This window comes from Levilactobacillus fuyuanensis (genome assembly GCF_003946395.1).
Classification (GTDB): Bacteria; Bacillota; Bacilli; order Lactobacillales; family Lactobacillaceae; genus Levilactobacillus; species Levilactobacillus fuyuanensis.
Map to the genome: position 1 here is coordinate 1 of NZ_RHNZ01000024.1, position 22,218 is coordinate 22,218.

The following is a 22,218-nucleotide window of genomic DNA, read 5'->3' on the forward strand; positions in this document are numbered from 1 at the left end:
GCGCCTTGAGACGCTGGCCAGTAACCCAGGGCTTATAGCCCTCGAGAAAACCACCCGTTCAACGGGTGGTTTTTATTTATCTCGGGACTAGGTTGCCCCATCACTAACGGTTGCTATCGGTTGTGCCCCTACCTGTAGCCCCTTTCCGACTAAGTCCACTCACCAAAAAGAGCCTAGCAAATTATGCCAGGCTCTCGCGATTACAATTTAAATGTAGATAATGGACAGGCCACCCAACGACGCGCGTCCAGTAATGACGACCAACGGCCCATCTGTTCCCGCGGGTTCGCCCGTGGTTTCAACAGCGCCCAAGTTTGCGTCCACATCAGTCTGGACATTCCAAGCAGACGGCAGGTACAACGCAATCCCACCTAGATGAACATCAATGTTAATCGTGGCTCCCTGGTCACTCAGCGTCACGTCATCGAAGTACAACTTGGCATCTCCCATGGAAACTTGAACATCCGCCCGTCGAAAATCAACTGACTGTAGATAACGAATGCTACTACTCATGCTGACGTTGACCGTGATATCCGGATCGTTCAACGTTTCCACGTCTTCTTCATAATGATGGGACCAATCACCGTGATGATGGTGACTCCAGTTGCCCTGCGTCTTCCAATTATACCGATACCAGCGCTTGGGCCGAATGATCAGTGACAGTCCTAGCGACAACAAGACGGCCGCAATCAGGATGGTCCACGGTGCCAGGGCCGCGATTCCCAGTGGCTTGGCAAAGATGATTGCCAGAAATGCCAGAGAAAACACCATCCCCCACACCGCCAAATGCATGAGACTTTCGACAAAGGCAGCCACCAAGAACACACCGAGTAGCAGTGGCCAGATACCCACGTGAGTGCTAAAGATTCCCATCTGGCTGGTCACGAGAACGACCGCACCCAACACCAGAAAGACACCCCAGAACCAATTTGCGCGTTTACGCATATTTATTACCCCTTTTCCTCTAATGCCCGTTTCAGTGCCTGATAGTAGCGGCGTGAAACGTAGAGTTGTTTGTGTGAATTTTGAAATTTTACCAAGTTTCCTGTGACTGATCGAGTCAGCGAGAAGACTTGCGTGCGATTGAGAATGGCCGACTTGGAAACCCGCATAAACTGCGGTGGCAAGCTCTCAGCCAATTCGTAAAGTCGTTGGCCCGTCGTATACATCGCCGTGGCAGTATGCACGGCCACCTGATGGTCACTCGCCTCAAAGAATAAGATATCTGTGAGATTGACACGGTAGCTCTCCCCGTGCCAGCTAAACATCAACTGCTGCGTCGTATCAGCCGCGCGAATCGCTGCGACTAGCTGATCGACCGCAACCGTCCGTGCCGGTACCCGAATGGTGACCTCCGAATCGGATAATTCAGGATCGACCTCCACATGAATTTTCAAGTCGTCACCCCCTCTCGTCTCTATAAGTTAACCATAGGCTTATCTAAAAATAAATAGGAGAACCGTAACTGGTCACTTTCTTAGCGTAACTGGTCATCTTGCGTGATAGAATACGTGACGTTTGGCCAAACTCTGGTATGATAGTTCTAGTCAAATGGTTGTGGGCGTGAATTCAATCACGTTAAATCAAAGGTTAAAAGAACGAAGTCATATTGTTTGACCTACTTTGACCATAGCGGTACACTAGCAACATGTTAGCAAAACGCTAGCCATTTCTACGTTAAATTAATTAAGGGAGGCTATCTTGTCATGAATTTAGTACCTACAGTTATCGAACAATCATCCCGTGGCGAACGGGCCTATGATATCTATTCACGACTTTTAAAAGACCGGATCATTATGCTTTCCGGTCCAATCGAAGATGACATGGCAAACGCCATCATTGCACAACTGCTCTTCTTGGACGCCCAAGACTCCACCAAGGACATTTCACTTTACATCAACTCACCTGGTGGTGTGGTTTCTTCCGGCCTGGCCATCTACGATACCATGAACTTCATCCAATCCGACGTGCAAACGATCACGTTGGGGATGGCAGCTTCTATGGCTAGTGTCTTGGCTTCATCTGGGACTAAGGGTAAGCGGTTTGCTTTGCCTCACGCCCAAGTCTTGATTCACCAACCATCCGGTGGTGCTCAGGGTCAACAGACTGAAATCGAAATTGCCGCTCGTGAAATCTTGAAGACGCGTGAACTGATCAACAAGATTTTGGCCGACAACTCTGGTCAACCTGTTGAACGGGTCAATAAAGATACCGAACGTGACAACTACTTGAGTGCTCAAGAAGCCGTCGATTATGGTTTAATCGACCACATCATGACCAACAGTAGCGAACAAAAGAAGTAAACGTGTTTTAATGAATCGCCTAACGACTCTGGTCGGTGGGCGATTTTTTTATTACCGGTTAACCACTGTCGCCAGCAGCGCAACAAAAATGGAAGTAGCCGACCGCAATAGCCAACTACTTCCATTTTAATTTCATTAACTTTATTTCAGAAACATCTCACAGTAGTAAGTTAGGCCGAAGCTTCTCCCCGTAACTGTTTGGCGTAGTCGTTAATCTTGCGCAAACGGTGATTGATCCCAGACTTGGAGATTGGGCCACCAGGAACCAGATCGCCCAGCTCCTTCAGACTAACTTCCTTGTGCGCCAACCGCGTCTCGGCCACTTCACGTAGCTTCACAGGCAATTGGCTCAGACCAACCGTCGACTCGATGAACTGAATATTGTCGATCTGCCGCGTTGAGGCATTGGCTACCTTATCCAAGTTGGCATTTTCGCAATTAACCAACCGATTGACGGAGTTCCGCATGTCCCGCATGATCCGAATATCTTCGAATTTAAGCATGGACGTTGTAGCCCCAATCAGAGACAAGAAATCCGCGATTTCCTCGGCACTCTTCAAGTAGGTGATGTAGCCACTCCGCCGCACGATAGTTCGCGCGTTCAAGTTGTAGCGATTCATCATCTCGGCGATCATCTGATTGTGCTCTTCATATAGAGAGTAGATTTCCAGATGGTAACGACTCGTCTCCGGATTGTTGACCGATCCACCGGCCAAGAAGGCCCCGCGCAAATAAGAACGCACGGACATGTCGGAATTCAAAATATCATCTGGCACCGACTCCAACAGCTGCATGCCGTCAAAAATACCCAAATCGGATAAGACTTCCGTCACCCCCGTCTTGACCCGCACGATGTAGAGGTTATTTTTCTTGAGCTTCATCTTGCGCCGCACGAGCAATTCACTTTCCAAATCATAGAATTGCTTAAGTAATTGGTACATCCGCCGGGCGATAGCGGGATTTTCCGTCTGAACATTCAGCACGAAATGGTGGTTCGCTAACCCCAAGGCCCCGTTCATCCGGATCAACGCAACCAGCTCGGCTTTGGCGTTCTCACGGTGGACCTCAAGGGTCGTTAATTCTTTCTTCACTTCACTGGCATACGACATTTCGTTAGAGCCTCCGTTTCATCCGATAACGTGGCTGGCCAATCAAGTTCAAGAGTTCGTGAACGACCTCTTGCCCGTTGTGAAAAGCCCCGTTATCGCGTAGTTCAAGAAAGTCCGTCGAGATGACCCGGCACCCCTGATCACGGAGTCCCTGGAAATCATGACGCACTGGCTGAGACATTTCATCCCAGCGCTGATAATCAATGTACTGGTCAGGTACCTTACGCGTATTGACCAGGACGGTATCAATAAAGTTTTCGTTTAAGTGTTGATTCAAAACACGAACGTGATCGGCATCGGTAAAGTTTTCGGTTTCACCCTTCTGCGTCATGATATTGCAAATATAGACGACCTCTGCCGGGCTTTCCTTCACGGCCTTACCCACACCCTCAATCATCAGGTTGGGGAGAATGCTAGTAAACAGACTACCGGGACCCAGCACAATTTGATCGGCATCCATAATGGCATCGATCACTGGTTGCACCGCGTGTGGTTGATCGTGGTGATCACTAGTTTCTACCCACACCCGTTTGATCAGTTTGTGCGCCGCAGTAATCTCGGATTCCCCGCTCAACGTACTGCCATCTGCGAACTGCGCATGCAATTCCAAAGGTTCGTTTGCGGCCGGATAAATGTGGCCGTTAACCCGCATCAGTTGGGAAAGTTCTTGGACAGCATCAAAAATACCGCCCCGCATTTCCGACAAGGCGGCAATGATTAGGTTTCCAATGGCGTGGCCGGCAAAGAAATCATCAGTCGTTTCAAATCGGTATTGAAATAAATCCTTATAAATGTTGGGAACTTCGGCAAGCGCCACCATGACGTTTCGAATATCTCCAGGCGGCACGACGTTAACGTAATGCCGAATGATGCCTGAAGAACCCCCGTCATCGGCAACCGTGACCACCGCGGTGATATCAACATCGCGGTCGCGCAGGTTGCCTAAGATGACTGGCAAGCCAGTCCCCCCGCCAATGACCACAATTTTAGGCCGGCGAGTACGCAATGGATCTCTCATGATCGGTTAGCAGACTCCTTTCGCTTCTCAATGTCGCGATGGGTCATGTGGACTGGATATGTGTTGCCCAGCTCCCGACCAATACGCGTTGCCAAGGCGACAGACCGATGTTGCCCACCCGTACACCCAATGGCAATGGTAAGGTTAGCCTTACCTTCTTTTTTATAACCCGGCACGATAGTCGTGAGGAGCTTGATAAACTGTTCATAGAATTCTTCGGTTTGTGGCTGCGCCATGACGTAGTCGTAAACTTCCTGATCCTTCCCCGTGAGATTCCGTAACGCCGGAATATAGTACGGGTTGGGCAGAAAACGGACGTCCATGACGATATCAGCATCGATGGGTAACCCATACTTAAAGCCGAATGACATGACCTCGATGTGAAAGACTTGTGCGGACTCGGTCTCGTAGTTGTGGAAAATTTCTTCCCGCAGCTTACGGGGACTCAAGGACGTGGTATCGATGACCAACTGCGCTGCTTGTCGAATTGGTAATAGCAGGCGCCGTTCGCGTTGAATCCCCTCCATGACCCGACCATTTCTGGCTAGCGGATGAGAGCGCCGCGTCTCCTTGTAGCGGGAAACCAGCTCTTCATCTGAGGCATCCAGAAACAAGACCTGTGCATTCATGGTTCCGTGGACGGCCACATCGTTCAACATCTTGACGATTTCATCGTAAAATGCCCGGGACCGTAAATCGATAACCAGGGCAATCTTCGAAAGCTTGCCAGATTCACGGACCAAATCCCAAAACTTGGGGAGTAACGAAGGCGGCATATTATCAATACAGAAATACCCCAAATCTTCAAAGCTCTGCATGGCGACGGTCTTACCGGCACCACTCATCCCAGTTATGATGACTAAATGGATTTCATTTGTCATGGCTCTCCTCCAGCTTCTTTTAAAAACGTCTTTAAGCAGTATAACACACCGGGCGTGTCTTTTCCTAACAATTCCCTTAAATTCCGAAAAAGAGTGACTAAGTTGAGACTAACATAGGATGATTAACCGTCCTAACACCCAAAAGAGCACGGAAAACTTTCGGAATCTCTCAGCCGTCTACTTCAAAAAGCAGCCGTCTCCACCTCACTCGGTCAAGACGACTGCTCTGAACTCTATATTTTACCAGACAAAGTTGATTCTCTACCGGCTACGGGCAATGGAAATCCAAATGGCATTGACCCCGAAGATAGCGAAGAAGATGGCAATCAGGCCGTTCAGCGACAGCGCCGCTACCACGGGGTGAACGAACAACATAATTCCCACAACCAGAGCTAACACGTCAAAAACAATCGATAGCCAGAAGAAAACACCACCGAAGCTCCGCAGGTGACTGGCAACCAGTAAACGTTCCAACGAATCAACGATAAACCACAGGGCGAATAGGTAACCCAACGTCACGATAGCACTGTTCATATCGAAGAAGAACACGACTGCAATCAGGATGTCTAAGATTCCTAAAACTAACGCAAAGTTGGCCCGAAACCCGGTTACCTCGTGAAGTTTGCTGTAACCCGCAATCGTTGTCATCCCACTCAGCAACGCCATAATGGCAAAGATAATGGCTAATCCAGTTAATCCAATCTTAGGAGAACGAAAAAGTCCAAACGCAGCAACTAGAAATAAAATGCCGAGAATAAATTCGCTCCAATCAAAGCCCCAACGGGTACGATTCAAATTAAACATTGTCTGTATCTCCTCACAACTTCGGTCAAGTGTTGACCGGTTTTCAACTATTGTACTGGTTTTCGGTATGGTAAACAAGTTCACTTAACTAAAATGGGCGTTGAAACCGCTACATAGCAGTCTCAACACCCTAATTTACAATTTGGTAACGCTAGTGTTAAGCGTCCTCTTCCGTTCGTGCCTTGTCTCGTTCCAAGACGGGCTTCAGATACTGACCGGTATAACTATTCTGCACTTCGGCTAACTCTTCAGGTGTCCCGGTAGCCACAACGTTTCCGCCGGCTTCCCCACCTTCAGGGCCAAGGTCAATCAAGTGGTCCGCCGTCTTGATCACATCAAGATTATGCTCGATAACCAAGACCGTATTCCCCTTATCCACCAAGCGATGCAACACCGTCAATAACCGTTTGATATCGTCGGTGTGCAACCCAGTAGTTGGTTCATCTAAAATGTAGAAGTTCTTCCCATTCTGTTGCTTGTGCAGTTCTGAAGCCAACTTCATCCGTTGGGCTTCCCCTCCAGATAAGGTCGTCGCAGGTTGGCCCAACTTCACGTAGCCTAAACCAACATCCTGAATCGTTTGGAGCTTCCGCGTAATCTTAGGAATGGCCTCGAAGAACTTCAGGGCTTCACTGACCGTCATATCCAACACGTCAGCAATGTTCTTCCCCTTGTATTCAACTTCCAACGTTTCGGAGTTGTACCGCGTCCCATGACAGACTTCACATGGCACGTAAACATCGGGCAAGAAGTTCATTTCGATTTTTAAGATACCATCCCCGTGACAAGCCTCACAACGACCACCCTTGGTGTTGAAGCTAAAGCGGCCCTTCTGGTACCCTCTGAGCTTGGCATCGTTAGTCTGAGCAAACAGAGCCCGCACGTCGTCAAATACCCCAGTATACGTGGCTGGATTACTCCGTGGCGTTCGGCCAATCGGACTCTGGTCAATATCAACCAGTCGTTCAATATTCTTCACGCCGGCAATACTCTTGTATTTCCCAGGCTTTTCAGAATTGCGATTCAACTTCTGTGCTAAAGCCCGCTTTAAAATCGTGTTAACCAGCGTGGACTTCCCGGACCCAGAGACACCGGTCACCACGACGAATTCGCCCAGTGGAAAATCAACCGTAATATCCTTCAGGTTATTCTCGGCAGCACCGGTCACCCGAATCGTCTTCCCGTTACCGGTCCGACGTTCCAGCGGCACTGGAATGTAGCGTTTGCCCGCCAGATACTGACCTGTCAATGACTTGCGGGAACGCATGACTTGCTTAGGCGTTCCAGCAGCCATCACGTGACCCCCGTTTTCGCCGGCACCCGGACCAATATCCACGATATAATCGGCGGCCCGCATGGTGTCTTCATCATGTTCCACCACGATCAGGGTATTGCCGAGATCACGCATCTGCTTCAATGAGGCAATCAGCCGGTCATTGTCCCGCTGATGCAACCCGATTGACGGTTCATCTAGGATATAGAGGACCCCAGACAGGTTAGACCCAATTTGCGTAGCCAACCGAATCCGCTGGGCTTCCCCACCAGATAGGGTACGGGCGGACCGACTCAGCGTCAGATAGTCCAGGCCCACGTTCCGTAAGAAGGTCAGCCGATCGCGAATTTCCTTTAAGATCGGTTGGGCAATCACCTGGTTCTGTTCACCAAAGGTCAGATCCTTGAAGAAAGACAATTCCTTATCAACGGGCAGATCAGACACGGCCCCGATGTGTTGGTGATTGATCTGCACACTGAGGGCTTGCCGGTTCAACCGGTAGCCGTGACACGTCTGGCAGGTCAGTTCGGCCATGTACTTACGCATCACGTCGCGCGTAAAGTCGCTGTTGGTTTCCTTGTAGCGCCGATCCACGTTAGGCACGACCCCTTCAAAGGCCACATCAACGTCACGCACGCCACCGAAGTCATTTTCGTAGTGGAAATGGAATTCCTTACCGTCAGATCCGTAAAGGACGAGCTGTTGGTCGGCCTTTGATAAGTCCTTGAATGGTGTATCCAAATCCACACCAAAAGCGTCACAAGCTTGTTCCAGCAATGCTGGATAGTATTGCGAACTGATTGGATTCCAGGGTGCTAAGGCCCCTTCGCGCAGTGTCTTTGTCTTATCGGGAACGACGAGATCCAAGTCGACTTCCAGCTTGACGCCTAACCCATCACAATCCGGGCAAGCCCCGAATGGCGCGTTAAAAGAGAACAACCGTGGTTCCAGCTCGCCCACTGTGAACCCACAGACGGGACAAGCATAGTGTTCGGAGAAAATTAAGGGTTCACCATCGATCACGTCAGCAATCGCATATCCGCCACTCAACCGCAATGCGGCTTCAAAGGAATCAAATAGTCGCGAACGAATGCCAGCCTTAACCACGATCCGGTCAATGACAATCGCAATATCATGATTTTGATTTTTATTTAATTCGGGCACATCGTCCAAGTCCATGATGTCCCCATCGACTCTAACGCGTACGAATCCTTCACGTCGAATCTTTTCAAAAATTTTCTTGTGTTGGCCCTTCTTGGCTCGCACGATGGGCGACAAAATCTGGAGTTTCGTCCGCTCAGGCAAATTAAGAACCTGATCGACCATCTGCTCAACACTTTGACTGGTAATCTCTGTACCATCGTTAGGACAGATAGGGGTTCCGACCCGTGCCCATAGTAAGCGCAGGTAGTCGTTGATTTCAGTAACGGTTCCCACCGTTGACCGGGGGTTCTTTGAGGTGGTCTTTTGGTCGATTGAAATAGCTGGACTGAGCCCATCGATAGAGTCCACGTCCGGCTTATCCATTTGTCCTAAGAATTGGCGCGCATACGACGATAGACTTTCCACGTAACGGCGTTGGCCTTCAGCGTACAACGTGTCAAAGGCCAGGGAACTCTTCCCCGAGCCGGACAGACCACTGATCACAACCAACTTATTCTTAGGAATGGTAACGTCAATGTCCTTTAAGTTATGCGCTCTGGCACCATGAATCACGATTTTATCGTTTAACACTTAACATTCTCCTTACTCGACCTAATCTCCGATCTCGGTCTTCATATCCATGACGGTATCTCGCAACGAGGCGGCTTGTTCAAAGTCTAGCTTCTTAGCGGCAGCACGCATCTCGTCTTCCAACCGGGAGATTAACTTGCGTTGGTCATCCTTGGACATATCTTCAAAGTCATTCGAAACAAAGTCATCCTTTTCGCCCTCATGATCGTTCTTTTTCGTCACCGCAATCAAATCACGGATTGGTTTAATAATCGTTGTTGGGGTAATCCCGTGCTTCTTGTTGTAAGCCATCTGAACTTTCCGCCGACGAGCCGTCTCGTCCATTGCGGCCTGCATCGACGCTGTCACGGAATCAGCATACATGATGACTGACCCGTGAGAATTCCGAGCTGCTCGCCCAATCGTCTGAATCAATGACCGTTCGTTACGCAGGAACCCTTCCTTATCGGCATCCAAAATAGCCACCAGGGAAACCTCAGGAATATCGATTCCTTCCCGCAACAGATTGATGCCGACCAAGACGTCATACTTACCCAGTCGAAGGTCCCGCATAATCTGTGTCCGCTCCAGCGTCTTAATATCGGAATGCAGATAGGCCACTTTGATTCCCAGATCCTTCAGGTAATCGGTCAAATCTTCTGACATCTTCTTGGTTAGCGTCGTCACGAACGTCCGCTCATTAGCTTCAACTCGCTTATTGATTTCACCTACCAGATCATCCATCTGGCCCATAATTGGCCGAACATCGATTGTCGGATCAAGCAAGCCGGTTGGCCGAATGATCTGTTGAACGACATGGTCAGTCTGCTCGTGCTCATAGTCGCCAGGCGTGGCGGACATGTAGATGACTTGATTGATGTGCTGCTCAACTTCACCTAACTTGAGCGGCCGGTTATCCAGTGCACTTGGCAACCGGAAACCATAATCGACCAATTGCTGCTTCCGCGCACGGTCCCCGTTATACATCCCGCGAACCTGCGGCATGGTGACGTGAGACTCGTCGACTACGAGCAGGAAATCCTTGGGGAAGAAATCTAACAGCGTGTATGGTGGCTCTCCGGCCTTACGACCGTCCATCCAGCGCGAATAGTTTTCAATCCCACTGGTGTAGCCCATTTCACGCATCATTTCCAAATCATAGGTCGTCCGTTGCTTTAGGCGTTGGGCCTCCAGCAACTTACTTTGGCCTTCCAATTCGGCAACCCGGTCCTTCATTTCACCTTCGATGCCCGCCGTGGCCTTAGCCATGATGTCATCGTTCGTCATAAAGTGGGTCGCTGGGAAGATGGCCACGTGTTCACGGTCGGCCACAATTTCACCTGTCAGTGAGTCGACCTCACGAATCCGGTCGATCTCATCGCCAAAGAACTCGACTCGTAGTGCCCGGTCGTCCCGCGATGCTGGGAAGATTTCGACCACGTCACCGTGGACTCGGAACCGGCCCCGTTGAAAGTCATAATCGTTGCGTTCAAATTGAATATTCACTAATTTGCGGAGTAAAGCATCCCGCTCGATCTCTTGGCCCACGCGTAGTGAAACAACGTGGTTCTTGTATTCGGTGGGGTCCCCTAAACCAAAGATAGAGGATACGGAAGCCACAACGATGACATCGTTTCGTTCCAGCAGCGAGCTCGTTGCCGAGTGCCGGAGCTTATCGATTTCATCGTTGATCGACGAATCCTTTTCAATGTAAGTATCACTCGAAGGCACGTAAGCCTCCGGTTGATAATAATCATAATAACTAACGAAGTATTCCACCGCATTGTTGGGGAAGAACTCCTTGAATTCCCCGTAAAGCTGACCAGCCAACGTTTTGTTGTGAGATAAAACCAGTGTCGGTTTGTTCACGTTCTTAATCACATTGGAGATTGTAAACGTCTTCCCAGTCCCAGTAGCTCCCAGTAGAATCTGTGCCTTCTCGTGCTCATTAAGTCCCTTAGTCAGCTGTGCAATTGCCTCTGGCTGATCACCAGTAGGCTTGTACTTCGAAACCAGGTCAAACTTACGGTCTGATTGTCGATCAATCATGGCATAACCTCCCTACCAAATCTCTAGTTTACTTTAAACCATCGTAAAACTACCGCTCAAACCGGCTGCCTGTTCGTCATCGAAAAATTACTTAACAGCCGTAATGACAGTTAGTCCTCAAAAGTTCCAAAGGCCTATCACATCAGTGTTTTATCACGGAAAAATCTTTTTAATCATCAGAAAAAATGGGAAACAATCCGTTTCCCATCATGCTCAAATATTTTACCATACCGAACATACTTTCGCCAGCTTCACGCTCTATGCTCAGAACTTATCCTGATAGATGGTCACATTGGCTGCACGTTCCCCACGAATGACCGTCGTGGTATGAATCGGCTGGAGTTGTTGGCTTTCCCAGAACTGCTTCATTTTCCGGTCGCCCATAAAGACGCTGAGTTGTAATTGAACCGCCCCAGCTGCTCGCAACGTAGCCACCAAGCTGTGATAATAGTCTGCCGCTTGCTCGGTCGTTAACTGCTTATCAGTCATCCACATACCTAGCCAAACCAGGCTAGGCAGGGGGTAATCAATGATCAGATCCACCAGAACCACCAGTTGATCATCCTTAAAAATACCCAAGTAGGCTTTCTGATCTGGCAGAGCGTTCATGGGAACATCGGTCACATCCTGAATGGCTTCGTTCCGAGTTACCGGATGATCCTGAAAGTGGTTAAAATAATCTGGGTGAGCCGCCTGAAACTTATAAATTAAGTCGTCATCATCGTGGGTCAGCGGACGGACCGTGGCTCCCGTAATCATTTGATTCCAAACTTCAGCTAATTTCATGCTTAATCTCCCTGCTTTAACAAATTATCTGTCAACATGGCCAACTTCTGGCGGTCACTAAAGTCCGTGGCCAACATTTCTGGCAAGACTTCCGTCAAGAAATACTGCACACACGCCATCTGCTTAAATTTCAAAATCGTGGTTAAACTTTCCCGGTAGATTTCAGTAAAAACGGGTTCCGGATTGCCCTTTTGAATCTCACCAAATGATTCATAGAGCAAGTCCACCTTGTCGGCCACGGAAAGAATCTGCCCCTCCAAGGTATCATCCTTGCCTTCACCTAGACGTCGCGTATAGGCAGCTTGGAACTGCTTGGGAATTTCATTTTCAATAAAATTGGCGGTCAGCGAGGATTCCACGTCAGCCAACATCTGCCGTAGCTGCGGTGTGGCATACTTCACGGGTGTCTTGATGTCGCCAATGAACCGCTCCGTGTAATCGTGATTCAAGGATTTTTCGTAAAGTAACCGCCAGTCCACTTTGTGACCAGCCTGCTCCTCAACATCACCAAGAAACTGGGCAACTTCCGCCACCTTAAACGAATGAGCTGCCACGGAATGTTGTTCAAACTTAAAATAGCCTGGTGCCCGGTCAATCGTTTCCAGATCGCTCAAACTCTGTAAAAATTGATTCATCCCCATGTTTTAACACTCCTCTATTTTATTTTCCGTATATGTACAGCAGGAACCAGCCGCCCGCGGCGACACCGGTTCTCACCTCTACGCATTCAAAATTTTCTAAAAAAAGCGGAAACCACCCCAATGAGGTTGTTCCCGCTAAATCGTCCATTATTGGGCGGAAGCTGCCTTAGCCTTCAAGTCTTCCAGAAAACTGAAAGCTTCTTGGCCAGCAATCCCACCGTCCCCAACGGCAGTCGTAATCTGCCGCAAGGTCTTTTGCCGAACGTCACCGATCGCAAAGATGCCGGGAACAGCTGTGGCCATCCGGTCATCAGTCTTGATCCAACCCTTGTCGTCAGTAATGCCCAGGTCAGTGAAGGCGTCAGTCATTGGTAAGTTCCCCACGTAAATGAAGACCCCACTTGCCGCAATCTCACCGGTCTCGCCAGTTTGGTTGTTCTTCGTGGCCACACCGGTCACCTTCATCTCGTCACCTAAGACTTCGGTAACGTTAGTGTTCCATACAAATTCAATCTTATCGTTAGCAAATGCCCGATCCTGGATAACCTTTTGGGCGCGCAGTTGATCACGCCGAACCACAACAGTTACCTTGGAAACGATGCCTGCCAGGTAGAGGCTTTCTTCAACAGCTGAGTCACCACCGCCGACAACGACGACTTCACGGTTCTTGAAGAAGGCACCATCGCAGACCGCGCAGTAAGACACACCACGGCCACCAAATTCATTTTCGCCAGGAACGCCTAATTTCTTATATTCGGAACCAGACGCAATCAGTACGGCACCGGCACTGTAATCACCATCGTCAGTCTTGACGACCTTGTGATCACCGTGATCTTCGATGCTTTCCACGTTGCCGTACGCAAATTCTGCGCCAAACTGCGTGGACCCATCATACATATCCTTAGCCAAATCTGGTCCGAGAACGGACTTGAAGCCTGGATAGTTTTCGATGGCTGCCGTATTGTTCATTTGACCGCCGTAGATTCCGCGATCCAACATCAAAACGGACAGATTAGCCCGTGAGGCGTACAACGCACCGGTCATACCACCAGGACCCGCACCAATTACAATAACATCATAGTTTTTCATTTTAACGCTCCCTTCTGCTCTTAGCCTTTAGTGTACTTTACTATCAAAAAGGAAGTTTGTCACCTATTTTGACTTATTGCTCTTTTCATCTTCAGCGGTGAGCTTGGCACCCATCTCTTTAATATACTCTCGCAAGGGATCCTTCGTTTCTGGATGACGCAGGCCATATTCAATGTTGGTCTGCAACCAACCAAACTTATTGCCGACATCGTAGCGCTTACCCGTGTATTCATGGGCAAAGACGCGCTGAGTCTTGTTTAAATTATCAATAGCATCCGTCAATTGGAGTTCATTACCTAAACCAACTGGTGTATTTTCCAAGGCTTCAAAAATTTCTGGCGTGAAAAGGTACCGCCCGATAATGGCTAAGTCGCTTGGTGCTTCTTCGGGTTGTGGCTTCTCAACAAAGTTCGTCACGTTGTACAAACCTGGTGCCGTTTCTTCAGAAGGGTTAATGACCCCATACTTGGCAGTCTCTTCGTGAGGCACTCGCATCACGGCTAAGGTTGAAGCGCCAGTCTCGTTATACCGGTCAATCAATTGCTTGGTCAACGGCACCTTACTATCCGTCATGTCATCACCCAACATAACCACGAACGGTTCATCACCGATGAAGGCCTTCGCTGTTAACACAGCGTCCCCCAGGCCTCGTGGATAGGGTTGCCGAATGAAGTACAGATTCATCCCAGTTGTTTCTTGCACTTGGCGCAACATCTTTTCCTTATGCTTAGCTTCCAAGTTAGCTTCCAATTCTGGATTGGAGTCGAAGTGATCTTCGATAGACCGCTTAGACTTACCATCAACGATGACGATATCTTCGATGCCGGACTTCCGGGCTTCTTCGACGATAAACTGAATCGTTGGCTTGTCCACGATTGGTAGCATTTCTTTAGCTAATGCCTTGGTTGCTGGCAGGAAGCGGGTTCCTAAACCGGCGGCTGGAATGACTGCTTTTCTAACTTTTCGCATAATTCTTATTCCTCCTGTATCCCCTATTAAAATTCCGAACGGCCCTCACGTTGCATCAAGTCTGAAATTGCCGTACGGATATCTTTACCCTCATAAAGTACCTGGTAAATGGCTTCAGTGATTGGCATTGAGACGCCGCGCTTCTTAGACAATTCGTAAGCGGCCTTCGTCGTTGCCAATCCTTCGATCACCATTCCCATATGATTAATCACATCGTCTAAAGCTTCGCCGCGACCCAACTCATCACCAGCCCGCCAGTTCCGTGAATTGGAACTCGTTGCAGTTACGATGATATCGCCGACACCGGATAATCCGATGAAGGTCATGGGATCAGCGCCAAATGACGTCCCCAAACGTGAAATTTCAGCTAACCCCCGAGTCATCAAGGCAGCTTTAGCGTTGTCACCATAGCCCAGTCCATGTAAGGCCCCGGCACCTAAAGCAATGATGTTCTTCAATGCCGCACCAATTTCAACGCCAATAATGTCAGGGTTGGTGTAGACCCGGAAGTAAGTTGTCATAAATAACTTTTGCGTGTGCTTCGCAGCATCTAAACTTTCACTCGCAGCCGTCACCAGCGTCAAATCATGCCGGGCAACATCTTCAGCATGGCTAGGCCCAGATAAGACCGTAATCGACTTGCGATTAGTAGCTGGAATTTCTTCGGCCAAAATCTCTGAGATTCGCTTGTAGGTTTTCTGTTCGATCCCCTTGCTGGCATGAATCAGTGCTGGTTGGTTGCCGTCCTTTTGCAAGATGGTGGCCACTTGACCGGCTACGGAACGCACGGCCTTGGTTGGCACGACAAACAGAATCGTTTGCACACCATCTAGGGCGCTAGCCAGATCGGAGTAAGCTACTAACGAGGGAGAAAACTTAAAATTCTTGATATAGTGCGAGTTCGTGTGCTCTGTGTTCAGTTCCTCGACTTGCTTGGGATTGTACGACCAAAGCCGGACGTCATGCCCATTTTCATCCAAGACGCTCGCTAAGATTGATCCCCATGAACCGGCACCGAGTACTGCAATTTTCTCTGACATAGTAATGGATTCTCCTTATTTAGAAAGTTTAGATGACTCACGAAACGGGTTGCCATCCAGGTAAGCTGCCGGGGCAATTACTTGTCGCCGACGGTAGATCCAGATAACTAACGCGCCAATAAACAAGACCACTGAGAGTAGCTGTGAAACCCGCAGTCCTCCGAACAACATCAGGCTATCCGTCCGCATTCCCTCAATGAAGAAACGACCGAACGAATACCAGAGCACGTAGCTCAAGAAGACTTCTCCCTGCTTAAAGAGTCCGGGCGTATGCCGCAGGCTCATCAACACAATGAACCCCAAGAGGTCCCAGGTTGACTCATAAAGGAAGGTCGGCTGACGATAAGCACCATTGATCAACATCTGATTAACAATGAAGTTCGGCAGATGCAGACCTTGTAAGAAAGCCAGACTGGTGATACGACCGAAGGCTTCTTGATTCATGAAGTTACCCCAACGGCCAATGGCTTGTCCCAAGATAACGGTCGGTGCGGCCACGTCAAGCATCAGCCAGACCGGAATAAACCGCGATCGACAGAAGAAGAACACGACGAGTCCGGCCCCAATCAGGGAACCATAGATGGCGATTCCTCCATCCCAAATGGCGATAATCTCACCGGGATGTTTGGCATAGTACGGCCACTGGAAGACGACATAGTACGTCCGTGCCGCAATCAATGCCGCTGGTAGCGCCCATAGAATCATATCGTAAATGTCGTCGGGATTGATGCCCCGTCGACGACCTTCGCGCACCGCTAAGATGACCGCGATGACGACCCCAGTGGCGATAATCACGCCGTACCAGTGCACAGCGATGGGGCCTAAATGAATGGCGATGGGATTAAGCGCCGCCATAATTGGTGAAAAAATAACGCCCATCTCCTCTATTTGTTTTGTGAGTTTTGCTTAATCAAACGATTCAGATTTTCGTCGAATACCTTGGTGGCATCGTACCCCATGGAACGGGCTCGGAAGTTCATCGCTGCCGCTTCAACGATGATGGCCAAGTTACGCCCAGTACGGACTGGAATCGTAATCTTTGGCACAACCACGTCAAAGAACTTCTGTGATTCACTGTTATTCCCTAACCGGTCGAAATGATTGTCATCTTTCCAGGCCTGTAAGTGAACAATGAGATCGATGTCCGTTTCCGCACGAACGGCCCCAGCACCAAACAGATTCATCACGTCGATGATCCCAATTCCTCGAATTTCCAAGAGGTGACTGAGAATAGCAGGTGCGGCCCCAACCAAGGTCTGTTCGTCTTGTTGATAGACTTCGACCCGGTCGTCAGCAATCAACCGGTGACCCCGCTTGACCAATTCCAAAGCGGTTTCACTTTTACCAACGCCGGAATCCCCGGTGATCATAACCCCGACACCATAGATGTCGACCAAGACCCCGTGAACTGACTGGCGTTCAGCCAATTTACCTTCAAGGAAGTTCGTCATGTTACTCAAGACCCGTGACGTTGTCAGCTTCGTTCCCAAGATTGGAATCTCGGCCTCTTCGGCGGATTGCTTGAGTTCTTCTGGTGGATCCAATTGCGTTGAGATCACGAATGCTGGCGTTTCAGGCTGACACATTTTCCGCATCACGTCGAGCATCTTTTCGTGGGTCATCCCTTTAGCAAAGGACGTTTCCGTAATCCCCAACAATTGAATTCGTTTTGCTGGATAATAGTTAAAGTACCCGGTTAATTCCAAACCGGGACGTGAAATATCGCTGGTCGTAATCAGCCGATCCAAATGATCCTCACCGGAATAAACATCCAGGCGATTCGCTTTCACAAGATCAGCCACTGTAACACTCTCTGGCATAGGAGTTCCTCCTTATTGCATAGTGAACTACCTTTAATTTTAGCACTTTACACGGACGACTCCTACCAAATTCGCCCGTATTGGGTAACTTAATTACGGACGAAATGGTCACTGATGATTGCGTTAAATATTGACATAATAATTGCCACAATCATCGTGACCCCAAATGAAGCAAAGGCAAAACTACTGCCCACAAACCAAGATGTTAATTCCAGCATGATGGCATTGATGACCACACTGAACAATCCCAGAGTCAGCACCGTAATCGGCAATGACAAAACGAATAGAATTGGCTTAACGACGGCGTTGAGCAGTGCTAAGACAAAGCTAGCCACGAGTGCAATCCAGATGCTAGAAACGTAAAAGTCATTTTGAAAACCACCGGCGAGTGAGCTTTGAAAGAATCCAGCAAGGGCCAGAAAAATGACGGCATTAACTAAAATTCGCGTCCAAAAGCGCAAACTAATCACCATCCTTGTGTGAATCTTTAACATCTTGCTCCGTCACATCGTGAATCACTTTACGCCCATTATCCTTGGGTGCAGGACTTGCTCCGCGGAAGAGGTCCCGAAAACTTGGTCCCTCACCTTCCGCCCGTTCTTCCAGCGGCATGAACGTGTATAAAATCACGTAAATCGCGAGGCCCAAGATACCGTGTACAAATGGAATCGCGATAGTAACTAAAACGTAGATTAACCGTAGGAGGTTCGCATTCCAGCCAAAATGCTCAGCGATGCCTCCCAATACACCGCCCAATAGGCGATTAGTCCGTGAACGTGTAAACCCTTTTTTTGCTGCCATTGACGGCCACTCCTTTTTTAAAGTTATTAGATTTCCTTTTATGGCAAGAATAACGAAAGCGGCCACTGAAAGCAAGTTTCCAGTGACCGTTCGTCTAAATCTTCATCTCAGGTTAAGCTTTGGGTAGCTGTTGTCGCCTGCGGTTGCCAGAATTCCGACTGCTGTGGGCAATACAGAGGTAAGCAGTGCCTTACCGGGCAGTGGCAATCAACCGGAACGCGGTGGGCGGACGTCCAGAGCCAAAGAGCGGTCTCTGAACTTGCTTTGAACCTCTGAGAACCGAGTTTCAAAGACACCAGTTCTCTAAGTGGTAAAGCCCACCACTAAGAGAACTCCCACGGCCGAGTTGATTGCCACTACCCTCACGGCTTACATCCATTTGGCCCCCGCACCACTACTACATATACTGATTAAACCTGTGATACCAAAACAGCAGTCCAAATTGACTGCTGCAAAACATGGTTCTATTGGATGGCTCACGTGATGACTGTCCCATCAGCAAATGGAATGGTTTCAAAAACTTATCCAGCCGCAGACAGCCAGGAATGTAACCGGCCGTGTCAACTGTGTTAGCTGGCGTTTCTCGCCAGGTTACACAGTGGGATGTGTTTGAAGCTTCACGTTTTCTGTGAGGCTTCAAACCAAGGTCAAAGACCGCTCTTTGGCTTTGACCGGTCCCCACAGCAGGTGGAATTTCTGGCTGACGGAGGCGACAGTTTTTGCGAATCATGTCGCTAGTTGGGACTGTCTGAATTGGCGGGATTAAGTTCGATGATCTGGCCAGACTTCAAGTAAACAATCCACTCGCACACGTTCGTCACGTAATCCCCGATTCGGCTCAAGTCCTGCGCCACATTGAGATAGATGGAGGCCCCGGTCTCGAAGGCTGGGTCCATCCGCATTTGTTGATAACTGTCCGCCCGAATCTGGTGATTCAAGTGGTCCAGTTTTCGATCGACTTCTGCCAATTCACGTGCCCCGTGTTCGTCCTTGTTGACGTATGCTGTCAAGACATCGCGAATCATTTGCGTGGTGATCTGGCTCATCTCACCGATCAACTGCTCAAGCACCGGAATCTTCTGCTTACTCCCAAACTTAATGGCGGAGTGGGCCACATTTCTCGCATGATCCGCTGCCCGTTCCAATTCCGAAACGGCCTTCAAGATCGTGACAATTTCTCGTAGGTCGGTCGTCACCGGTTGGTACAACGCAATCATTTCAAAAGTTTTCTGTTCCAACGCAATTTCACGTTGGTTGATCTCGTGGTCGTGGTCAATTAATTTCTGTGCCGCAACGGCATCACGATTCATAAAAGCATCAACCGCTTGCTGGACGACTTCACTGACCAACATGCCCATTTCCGTGAAGTCAGCGTCTAGTTCTGCTAACTCATCATCAAACAATCTGCGCATAACTTGCCTCCTTAACCGAATCGGCCGCTGATATAATCTTCCGTCTGCTTTTCAGCGGGATTCATGAAAATATTTTTGGTTTGGTCCACTTCCACCAACTCACCGTTCATAAAGAACGCGGTACGATCCGCAATTCGGGAGGCTTGTTGGAGATTATGGGTTACTGTAATAATCGTATAATCGTGGCGTAAATTCAAGAGGGTTGTTTCAATTTGGCTACTGGAAACCGGATCCAAGGCGCTGGTCGGTTCATCCAAGAGAATAATTTCCGGCGAAACCGCGAGAACGCGCGCAATGCAGACCCGCTGCTGTTGCCCACCGGATAGGGCCAGCGCACTCTCATGAAGGTGGTCCTTGACCTCGTCCCACACGGCAGCCTGCCGCAAGGATTTTTCAACGACCGCATCTAACTTTTCTTTGTCCTTTTCACCGGCGATTCGTAGCCCGTAGATGACATTATCGTAAATGGAGAACGGAAACGGATTGGGCTGTTGGAACACCATGCCGATTTCCTTACGAATTTGAACGGTGTCGGCACTCGGTGCATAGAGATCCTGATCCTTAAACTTAATGGTCCCGGTAATCGTGACATTGGGAATCAGGTCATTCATCCGATTGAGCGTCCGTAAATAGGTGGACTTCCCACACCCGGATGGCCCAATCAGTGCCGTAATTCCCTTGGCATCAAAGTTCAGATTGATTCCCTTCAAAGCTTCCTTGTCCCCGTAATACAAATGTAGATCCTGGGTCGTTAAAATTTCCTTACTCATTTTCAATTTTCCTCCTCTTAACCGAAGTTCCCCGAAACGTAATCACTCGTGATCTGAACCTGTGGATTGGTGAAAATATGGCTCGTGGTATCGTATTCCAATACCCGCCCCTGATTGAAAAATGCCGTATATTCACTGATCCGTCCAGCCTGTTGCATGTTGTGCGTGACGATAATGATGCTGTAATTCTGCTTGAGTTCTAACAACGTATCTTCTAACTGACTGGTTGACACTGGATCCAACGCACTCGCCGGTTCATCCAACAGTAGAATGTCCGGCTTGACTGCGATGGCTCTGGCAATGCAGAGCCGCTGCGCCTGCCCTCCCGATAACGCTAGTGCACTCTTATTCAGGTCGTCCTTGACCTGATTCCAGAGGGCCGCCTGCTTCAGGGATGTCTCAACGATCTCATCAAGCTCATGCTTGTCGGTCGTCCCCCGCAGCCGCAGCGCAAAGGCAATGTTATCGTAGATGGACTTGGCAAATGGATTCGGTCGTTGGAAGACCATCCCCACGCGCCGCCGCATCTCGTAAACGTCGATGCTCGGTTGATTGATATCGACGCCCCGATACATAATACGTCCCGTTACCGTAGCAATCCGATCGTTCATCCGGTTCAAGGACCGTAAGAATGTTGATTTACCAGACCCGGATGGTCCAATCAAGGCCGTAATCTGATTACTGGCGAACCGTAAGTCGCCCTCGGAGATGGCTTCCTTCTTGCCATAGTAAACATGAAGGTCCTCCGTGGATAAGATTGTCGGGTGTTCTGCATCTGCTGGTTGCACAATGTGGCGTTCCAGCATTTCCGTATTTTCCTGAACATCATTACTTAGAAACATGGCTGACCCTCCTTTACGCTGACGTCAATCGTTTGTACAGCCGCTTACCCAAGTAACGGGCCGCGAAGTTAAATAGTAAGATAGCGAGAACCAATACCGCCGAGGACCCAGATGAAATGGCCTTAGCGTCCGGCATGATGCCCTCGGAGTTGATCTTCCAGATGTGAACGGCCAACGTTTCAGCTGGTCGCATCGGATTCAACGGACTGGAGATGTTGAATGGATTCCAGTCGGTGAAGTCCAATGCCGGTGCACTTTGGCCCGCCGTATAGATCAAGGCGGCCGCTTCACCGAAGACCCGGCCCGCACTCAGGATGACCCCCGTCAGGATGCTGGGTACCGCTGCGGGTAAGATGACGCGCGTGACCGTTTCCCACCGCGACAATCCTAACGCCAGTCCCCCTTCGCGTTGCGTGGTATCGATCGTTCGTAAGGAATCCTCGATACTCCGCGTCAACAGCGGTAGGTTGAAGAAGGTCAGGGCAAAGGCTCCCGAAAGAATCGAGAAACCCAATCTCAGTTTGACTACGAAGAACAGGAAACCGAAGAGTCCCACCACCACGGAAGGTAGTGAACTTAGAATTTCGATTGCCGTCCGAATCGTGGTCGTGACCCAGTTATCTTTAGCGTATTCATAGAGGTAAATGGCCGCGCCTAACGCAATCGGAAAGGAAATCAGCATGGCCAGAATCAAAAGATAGAATGAATTGTACAGTTGAACGCCGACGCCACCACCCTTGAGAAAGGCTTTCGCAGGAGCGGTCAGGAAGTGCCAGCTCAACTGTGGCAGACCACTGACCAGAATATAGCCGAGGAGGGCCAACAAAATCAAGACAACCAACCCGGCAACGCCGTACAACGTCCCAATTGCCACTTTATTTTGCGTTTTTGGATTCAT

General features: G+C 49.3%; 22 protein-coding genes. 1 reads left to right on the plus strand and 21 read right to left on the minus strand.

What is annotated here, in order from left to right; translation table 11 throughout:
* Positions 1 to 207: 207 nt before the first annotated feature.
* Positions 208 to 945, minus strand: a complete 738-nt coding sequence (locus tag EKM73_RS11215) for a LiaF transmembrane domain-containing protein (protein ID WP_125701958.1) — start codon at positions 943 to 945, stop codon at positions 208 to 210.
* Positions 946 to 950: 5 nt separating this feature from the next.
* A complete protein-coding gene (locus tag EKM73_RS11220; RefSeq protein ID WP_125701959.1) occupies positions 951 to 1,397 on the minus strand; it encodes a LytTR family DNA-binding domain-containing protein in 447 nt (148 codons plus the stop codon).
* A gap of 309 nt (positions 1,398 to 1,706) precedes the next feature.
* Here EKM73_RS11220 and clpP point away from each other — a divergent pair, with 309 nt between their 5' ends.
* Complete coding sequence (gene clpP / locus EKM73_RS11225; RefSeq protein ID WP_020088218.1) at positions 1,707 to 2,303, plus strand: ATP-dependent Clp endopeptidase proteolytic subunit ClpP; 597 nt, start codon at positions 1,707 to 1,709, stop codon at positions 2,301 to 2,303.
* A 170-nt stretch (positions 2,304 to 2,473) separates the two neighbouring features.
* Here clpP and whiA read toward each other — a convergent pair whose 3' ends face one another.
* From whiA to pstA, 19 genes are all read right to left on the minus strand, one after another.
* Positions 2,474 to 3,412 (minus strand): DNA-binding protein WhiA, encoded by a 939-nt coding sequence (gene whiA, locus EKM73_RS11230; protein WP_125701960.1) that lies wholly within the window; start codon positions 3,410 to 3,412, stop codon positions 2,474 to 2,476.
* Positions 3,413 to 3,416: 4 nt separating this feature from the next.
* Positions 3,417 to 4,430: a gluconeogenesis factor YvcK family protein gene (locus tag EKM73_RS11235; RefSeq protein ID WP_125701961.1), complete on the minus strand. Its 1,014-nt coding sequence runs from the start codon at positions 4,428 to 4,430 to the stop codon at positions 3,417 to 3,419.
* A complete protein-coding gene (rapZ, locus tag EKM73_RS11240) occupies positions 4,427 to 5,311 on the minus strand; it encodes an RNase adapter RapZ (RefSeq protein ID WP_125701962.1) in 885 nt (294 codons plus the stop codon). The genes EKM73_RS11235 and rapZ overlap by 4 nt, the downstream gene beginning before the upstream one ends.
* A gap of 261 nt (positions 5,312 to 5,572) precedes the next feature.
* On the minus strand, positions 5,573 to 6,115 hold the full coding sequence (locus tag EKM73_RS11245; RefSeq protein WP_125701963.1) for an HdeD family acid-resistance protein: 543 nt from the start codon (positions 6,113 to 6,115) through the stop codon (positions 5,573 to 5,575).
* 157 nt (positions 6,116 to 6,272) lie between these two features.
* Entirely contained in the window at positions 6,273 to 9,122 is a 2,850-nt protein-coding gene (gene uvrA, locus EKM73_RS11250; protein WP_125701964.1) for an excinuclease ABC subunit UvrA, read from the minus strand.
* 21 nt (positions 9,123 to 9,143) lie between these two features.
* Complete coding sequence (gene uvrB, locus EKM73_RS11255) at positions 9,144 to 11,150, minus strand: excinuclease ABC subunit UvrB (RefSeq protein WP_125701965.1); 2,007 nt, start codon at positions 11,148 to 11,150, stop codon at positions 9,144 to 9,146.
* 264 nt (positions 11,151 to 11,414) lie between these two features.
* A complete protein-coding gene (locus EKM73_RS11260) occupies positions 11,415 to 11,936 on the minus strand; it encodes an acetyltransferase (RefSeq protein ID WP_125701966.1) in 522 nt (173 codons plus the stop codon).
* 2 nt (positions 11,937 to 11,938) lie between these two features.
* Positions 11,939 to 12,577, minus strand: a complete 639-nt coding sequence (locus tag EKM73_RS11265; protein WP_125701967.1) for a YfbR-like 5'-deoxynucleotidase — start codon at positions 12,575 to 12,577, stop codon at positions 11,939 to 11,941.
* 147 nt (positions 12,578 to 12,724) lie between these two features.
* Positions 12,725 to 13,666, minus strand: a complete 942-nt coding sequence (trxB, locus tag EKM73_RS11270; RefSeq protein WP_125701968.1) for a thioredoxin-disulfide reductase — start codon at positions 13,664 to 13,666, stop codon at positions 12,725 to 12,727.
* 63 nt (positions 13,667 to 13,729) lie between these two features.
* A complete protein-coding gene (gene galU / locus EKM73_RS11275) occupies positions 13,730 to 14,635 on the minus strand; it encodes a UTP--glucose-1-phosphate uridylyltransferase GalU (protein WP_125701969.1) in 906 nt (301 codons plus the stop codon).
* A gap of 26 nt (positions 14,636 to 14,661) precedes the next feature.
* Positions 14,662 to 15,675 carry an NAD(P)H-dependent glycerol-3-phosphate dehydrogenase gene (locus EKM73_RS11280; RefSeq protein ID WP_125701970.1) on the minus strand — a complete coding sequence of 338 codons (1,014 nt, stop codon included), beginning with the start codon at positions 15,673 to 15,675 and terminating at the stop codon, positions 14,662 to 14,664.
* A 15-nt stretch (positions 15,676 to 15,690) separates the two neighbouring features.
* Positions 15,691 to 16,554: a prolipoprotein diacylglyceryl transferase gene (gene lgt / locus EKM73_RS11285; RefSeq protein ID WP_125701971.1), complete on the minus strand. Its 864-nt coding sequence runs from the start codon at positions 16,552 to 16,554 to the stop codon at positions 15,691 to 15,693.
* Between the two features lie 5 nt (positions 16,555 to 16,559).
* Positions 16,560 to 17,495, minus strand: a complete 936-nt coding sequence (gene hprK / locus EKM73_RS11290; protein WP_125701972.1) for an HPr(Ser) kinase/phosphatase — start codon at positions 17,493 to 17,495, stop codon at positions 16,560 to 16,562.
* A gap of 89 nt (positions 17,496 to 17,584) precedes the next feature.
* Positions 17,585 to 17,956, minus strand: coding sequence for a phage holin family protein (locus tag EKM73_RS11295; protein WP_125701973.1), 372 nt, complete (start codon positions 17,954 to 17,956; stop codon positions 17,585 to 17,587).
* 1 nt (position 17,957) lies between these two features.
* Positions 17,958 to 18,296, minus strand: coding sequence for a PspC domain-containing protein (locus EKM73_RS11300; RefSeq protein WP_125701974.1), 339 nt, complete (start codon positions 18,294 to 18,296; stop codon positions 17,958 to 17,960).
* Positions 18,297 to 19,030: 734 nt separating this feature from the next.
* Complete coding sequence (gene phoU / locus EKM73_RS11305) at positions 19,031 to 19,708, minus strand: phosphate signaling complex protein PhoU (RefSeq protein ID WP_125701975.1); 678 nt, start codon at positions 19,706 to 19,708, stop codon at positions 19,031 to 19,033.
* An 11-nt stretch (positions 19,709 to 19,719) separates the two neighbouring features.
* Positions 19,720 to 20,478: a phosphate ABC transporter ATP-binding protein PstB gene (gene pstB / locus EKM73_RS11310; protein WP_125701976.1), complete on the minus strand. Its 759-nt coding sequence runs from the start codon at positions 20,476 to 20,478 to the stop codon at positions 19,720 to 19,722.
* A gap of 17 nt (positions 20,479 to 20,495) precedes the next feature.
* Complete coding sequence (gene pstB, locus EKM73_RS11315) at positions 20,496 to 21,284, minus strand: phosphate ABC transporter ATP-binding protein PstB (RefSeq protein ID WP_225421399.1); 789 nt, start codon at positions 21,282 to 21,284, stop codon at positions 20,496 to 20,498.
* 49 nt (positions 21,285 to 21,333) lie between these two features.
* Entirely contained in the window at positions 21,334 to 22,218 is an 885-nt protein-coding gene (gene pstA / locus EKM73_RS11320; protein WP_027825863.1) for a phosphate ABC transporter permease PstA, read from the minus strand.

What these genes read in the sequence shown, in the direction of transcription:
- EKM73_RS11215 (WP_125701958.1), bottom strand. Translation starts at nt 945, where the DNA reads ATGCGTAAACGCGCAAATTGGTTCTGGGGTGTCTTTCTGGTGTTGGGT.
- clpP (WP_020088218.1), top strand. Translation starts at nt 1,707, where the DNA reads ATGAATTTAGTACCTACAGTTATCGAACAATCATCCCGTGGCGAACGG.
- whiA (WP_125701960.1), bottom strand. Translation starts at nt 3,412, where the DNA reads ATGTCGTATGCCAGTGAAGTGAAGAAAGAATTAACGACCCTTGAGGTC.
- EKM73_RS11235 (WP_125701961.1), bottom strand. Translation starts at nt 4,430, where the DNA reads ATGAGAGATCCATTGCGTACTCGCCGGCCTAAAATTGTGGTCATTGGC.
- rapZ (WP_125701962.1), bottom strand. Translation starts at nt 5,311, where the DNA reads ATGACAAATGAAATCCATTTAGTCATCATAACTGGGATGAGTGGTGCC.
- EKM73_RS11245 (WP_125701963.1), bottom strand. Translation starts at nt 6,115, where the DNA reads ATGTTTAATTTGAATCGTACCCGTTGGGGCTTTGATTGGAGCGAATTT.
- uvrB (WP_125701965.1), bottom strand. Translation starts at nt 11,150, where the DNA reads ATGATTGATCGACAATCAGACCGTAAGTTTGACCTGGTTTCGAAGTAC.
- EKM73_RS11260 (WP_125701966.1), bottom strand. Translation starts at nt 11,936, where the DNA reads ATGAAATTAGCTGAAGTTTGGAATCAAATGATTACGGGAGCCACGGTC.
- EKM73_RS11265 (WP_125701967.1), bottom strand. Translation starts at nt 12,577, where the DNA reads ATGGGGATGAATCAATTTTTACAGAGTTTGAGCGATCTGGAAACGATT.
- trxB (WP_125701968.1), bottom strand. Translation starts at nt 13,666, where the DNA reads ATGAAAAACTATGATGTTATTGTAATTGGTGCGGGTCCTGGTGGTATG.
- galU (WP_125701969.1), bottom strand. Translation starts at nt 14,635, where the DNA reads ATGCGAAAAGTTAGAAAAGCAGTCATTCCAGCCGCCGGTTTAGGAACC.
- EKM73_RS11280 (WP_125701970.1), bottom strand. Translation starts at nt 15,675, where the DNA reads ATGTCAGAGAAAATTGCAGTACTCGGTGCCGGTTCATGGGGATCAATC.
- lgt (WP_125701971.1), bottom strand. Translation starts at nt 16,554, where the DNA reads ATGGGCGTTATTTTTTCACCAATTATGGCGGCGCTTAATCCCATCGCC.
- hprK (WP_125701972.1), bottom strand. Translation starts at nt 17,495, where the DNA reads ATGCCAGAGAGTGTTACAGTGGCTGATCTTGTGAAAGCGAATCGCCTG.
- EKM73_RS11300 (WP_125701974.1), bottom strand. Translation starts at nt 18,296, where the DNA reads ATGGCAGCAAAAAAAGGGTTTACACGTTCACGGACTAATCGCCTATTG.
- phoU (WP_125701975.1), bottom strand. Translation starts at nt 19,708, where the DNA reads ATGCGCAGATTGTTTGATGATGAGTTAGCAGAACTAGACGCTGACTTC.
- pstB (WP_125701976.1), bottom strand. Translation starts at nt 20,478, where the DNA reads ATGAGTAAGGAAATTTTAACGACCCAGGATCTACATTTGTATTACGGG.
- pstB (WP_225421399.1), bottom strand. Translation starts at nt 21,284, where the DNA reads ATGCTGGAACGCCACATTGTGCAACCAGCAGATGCAGAACACCCGACA.
- pstA (WP_027825863.1), bottom strand. Translation starts at nt 22,218, where the DNA reads ATGAATCCAAAAACGCAAAATAAAGTGGCAATTGGGACGTTGTACGGC.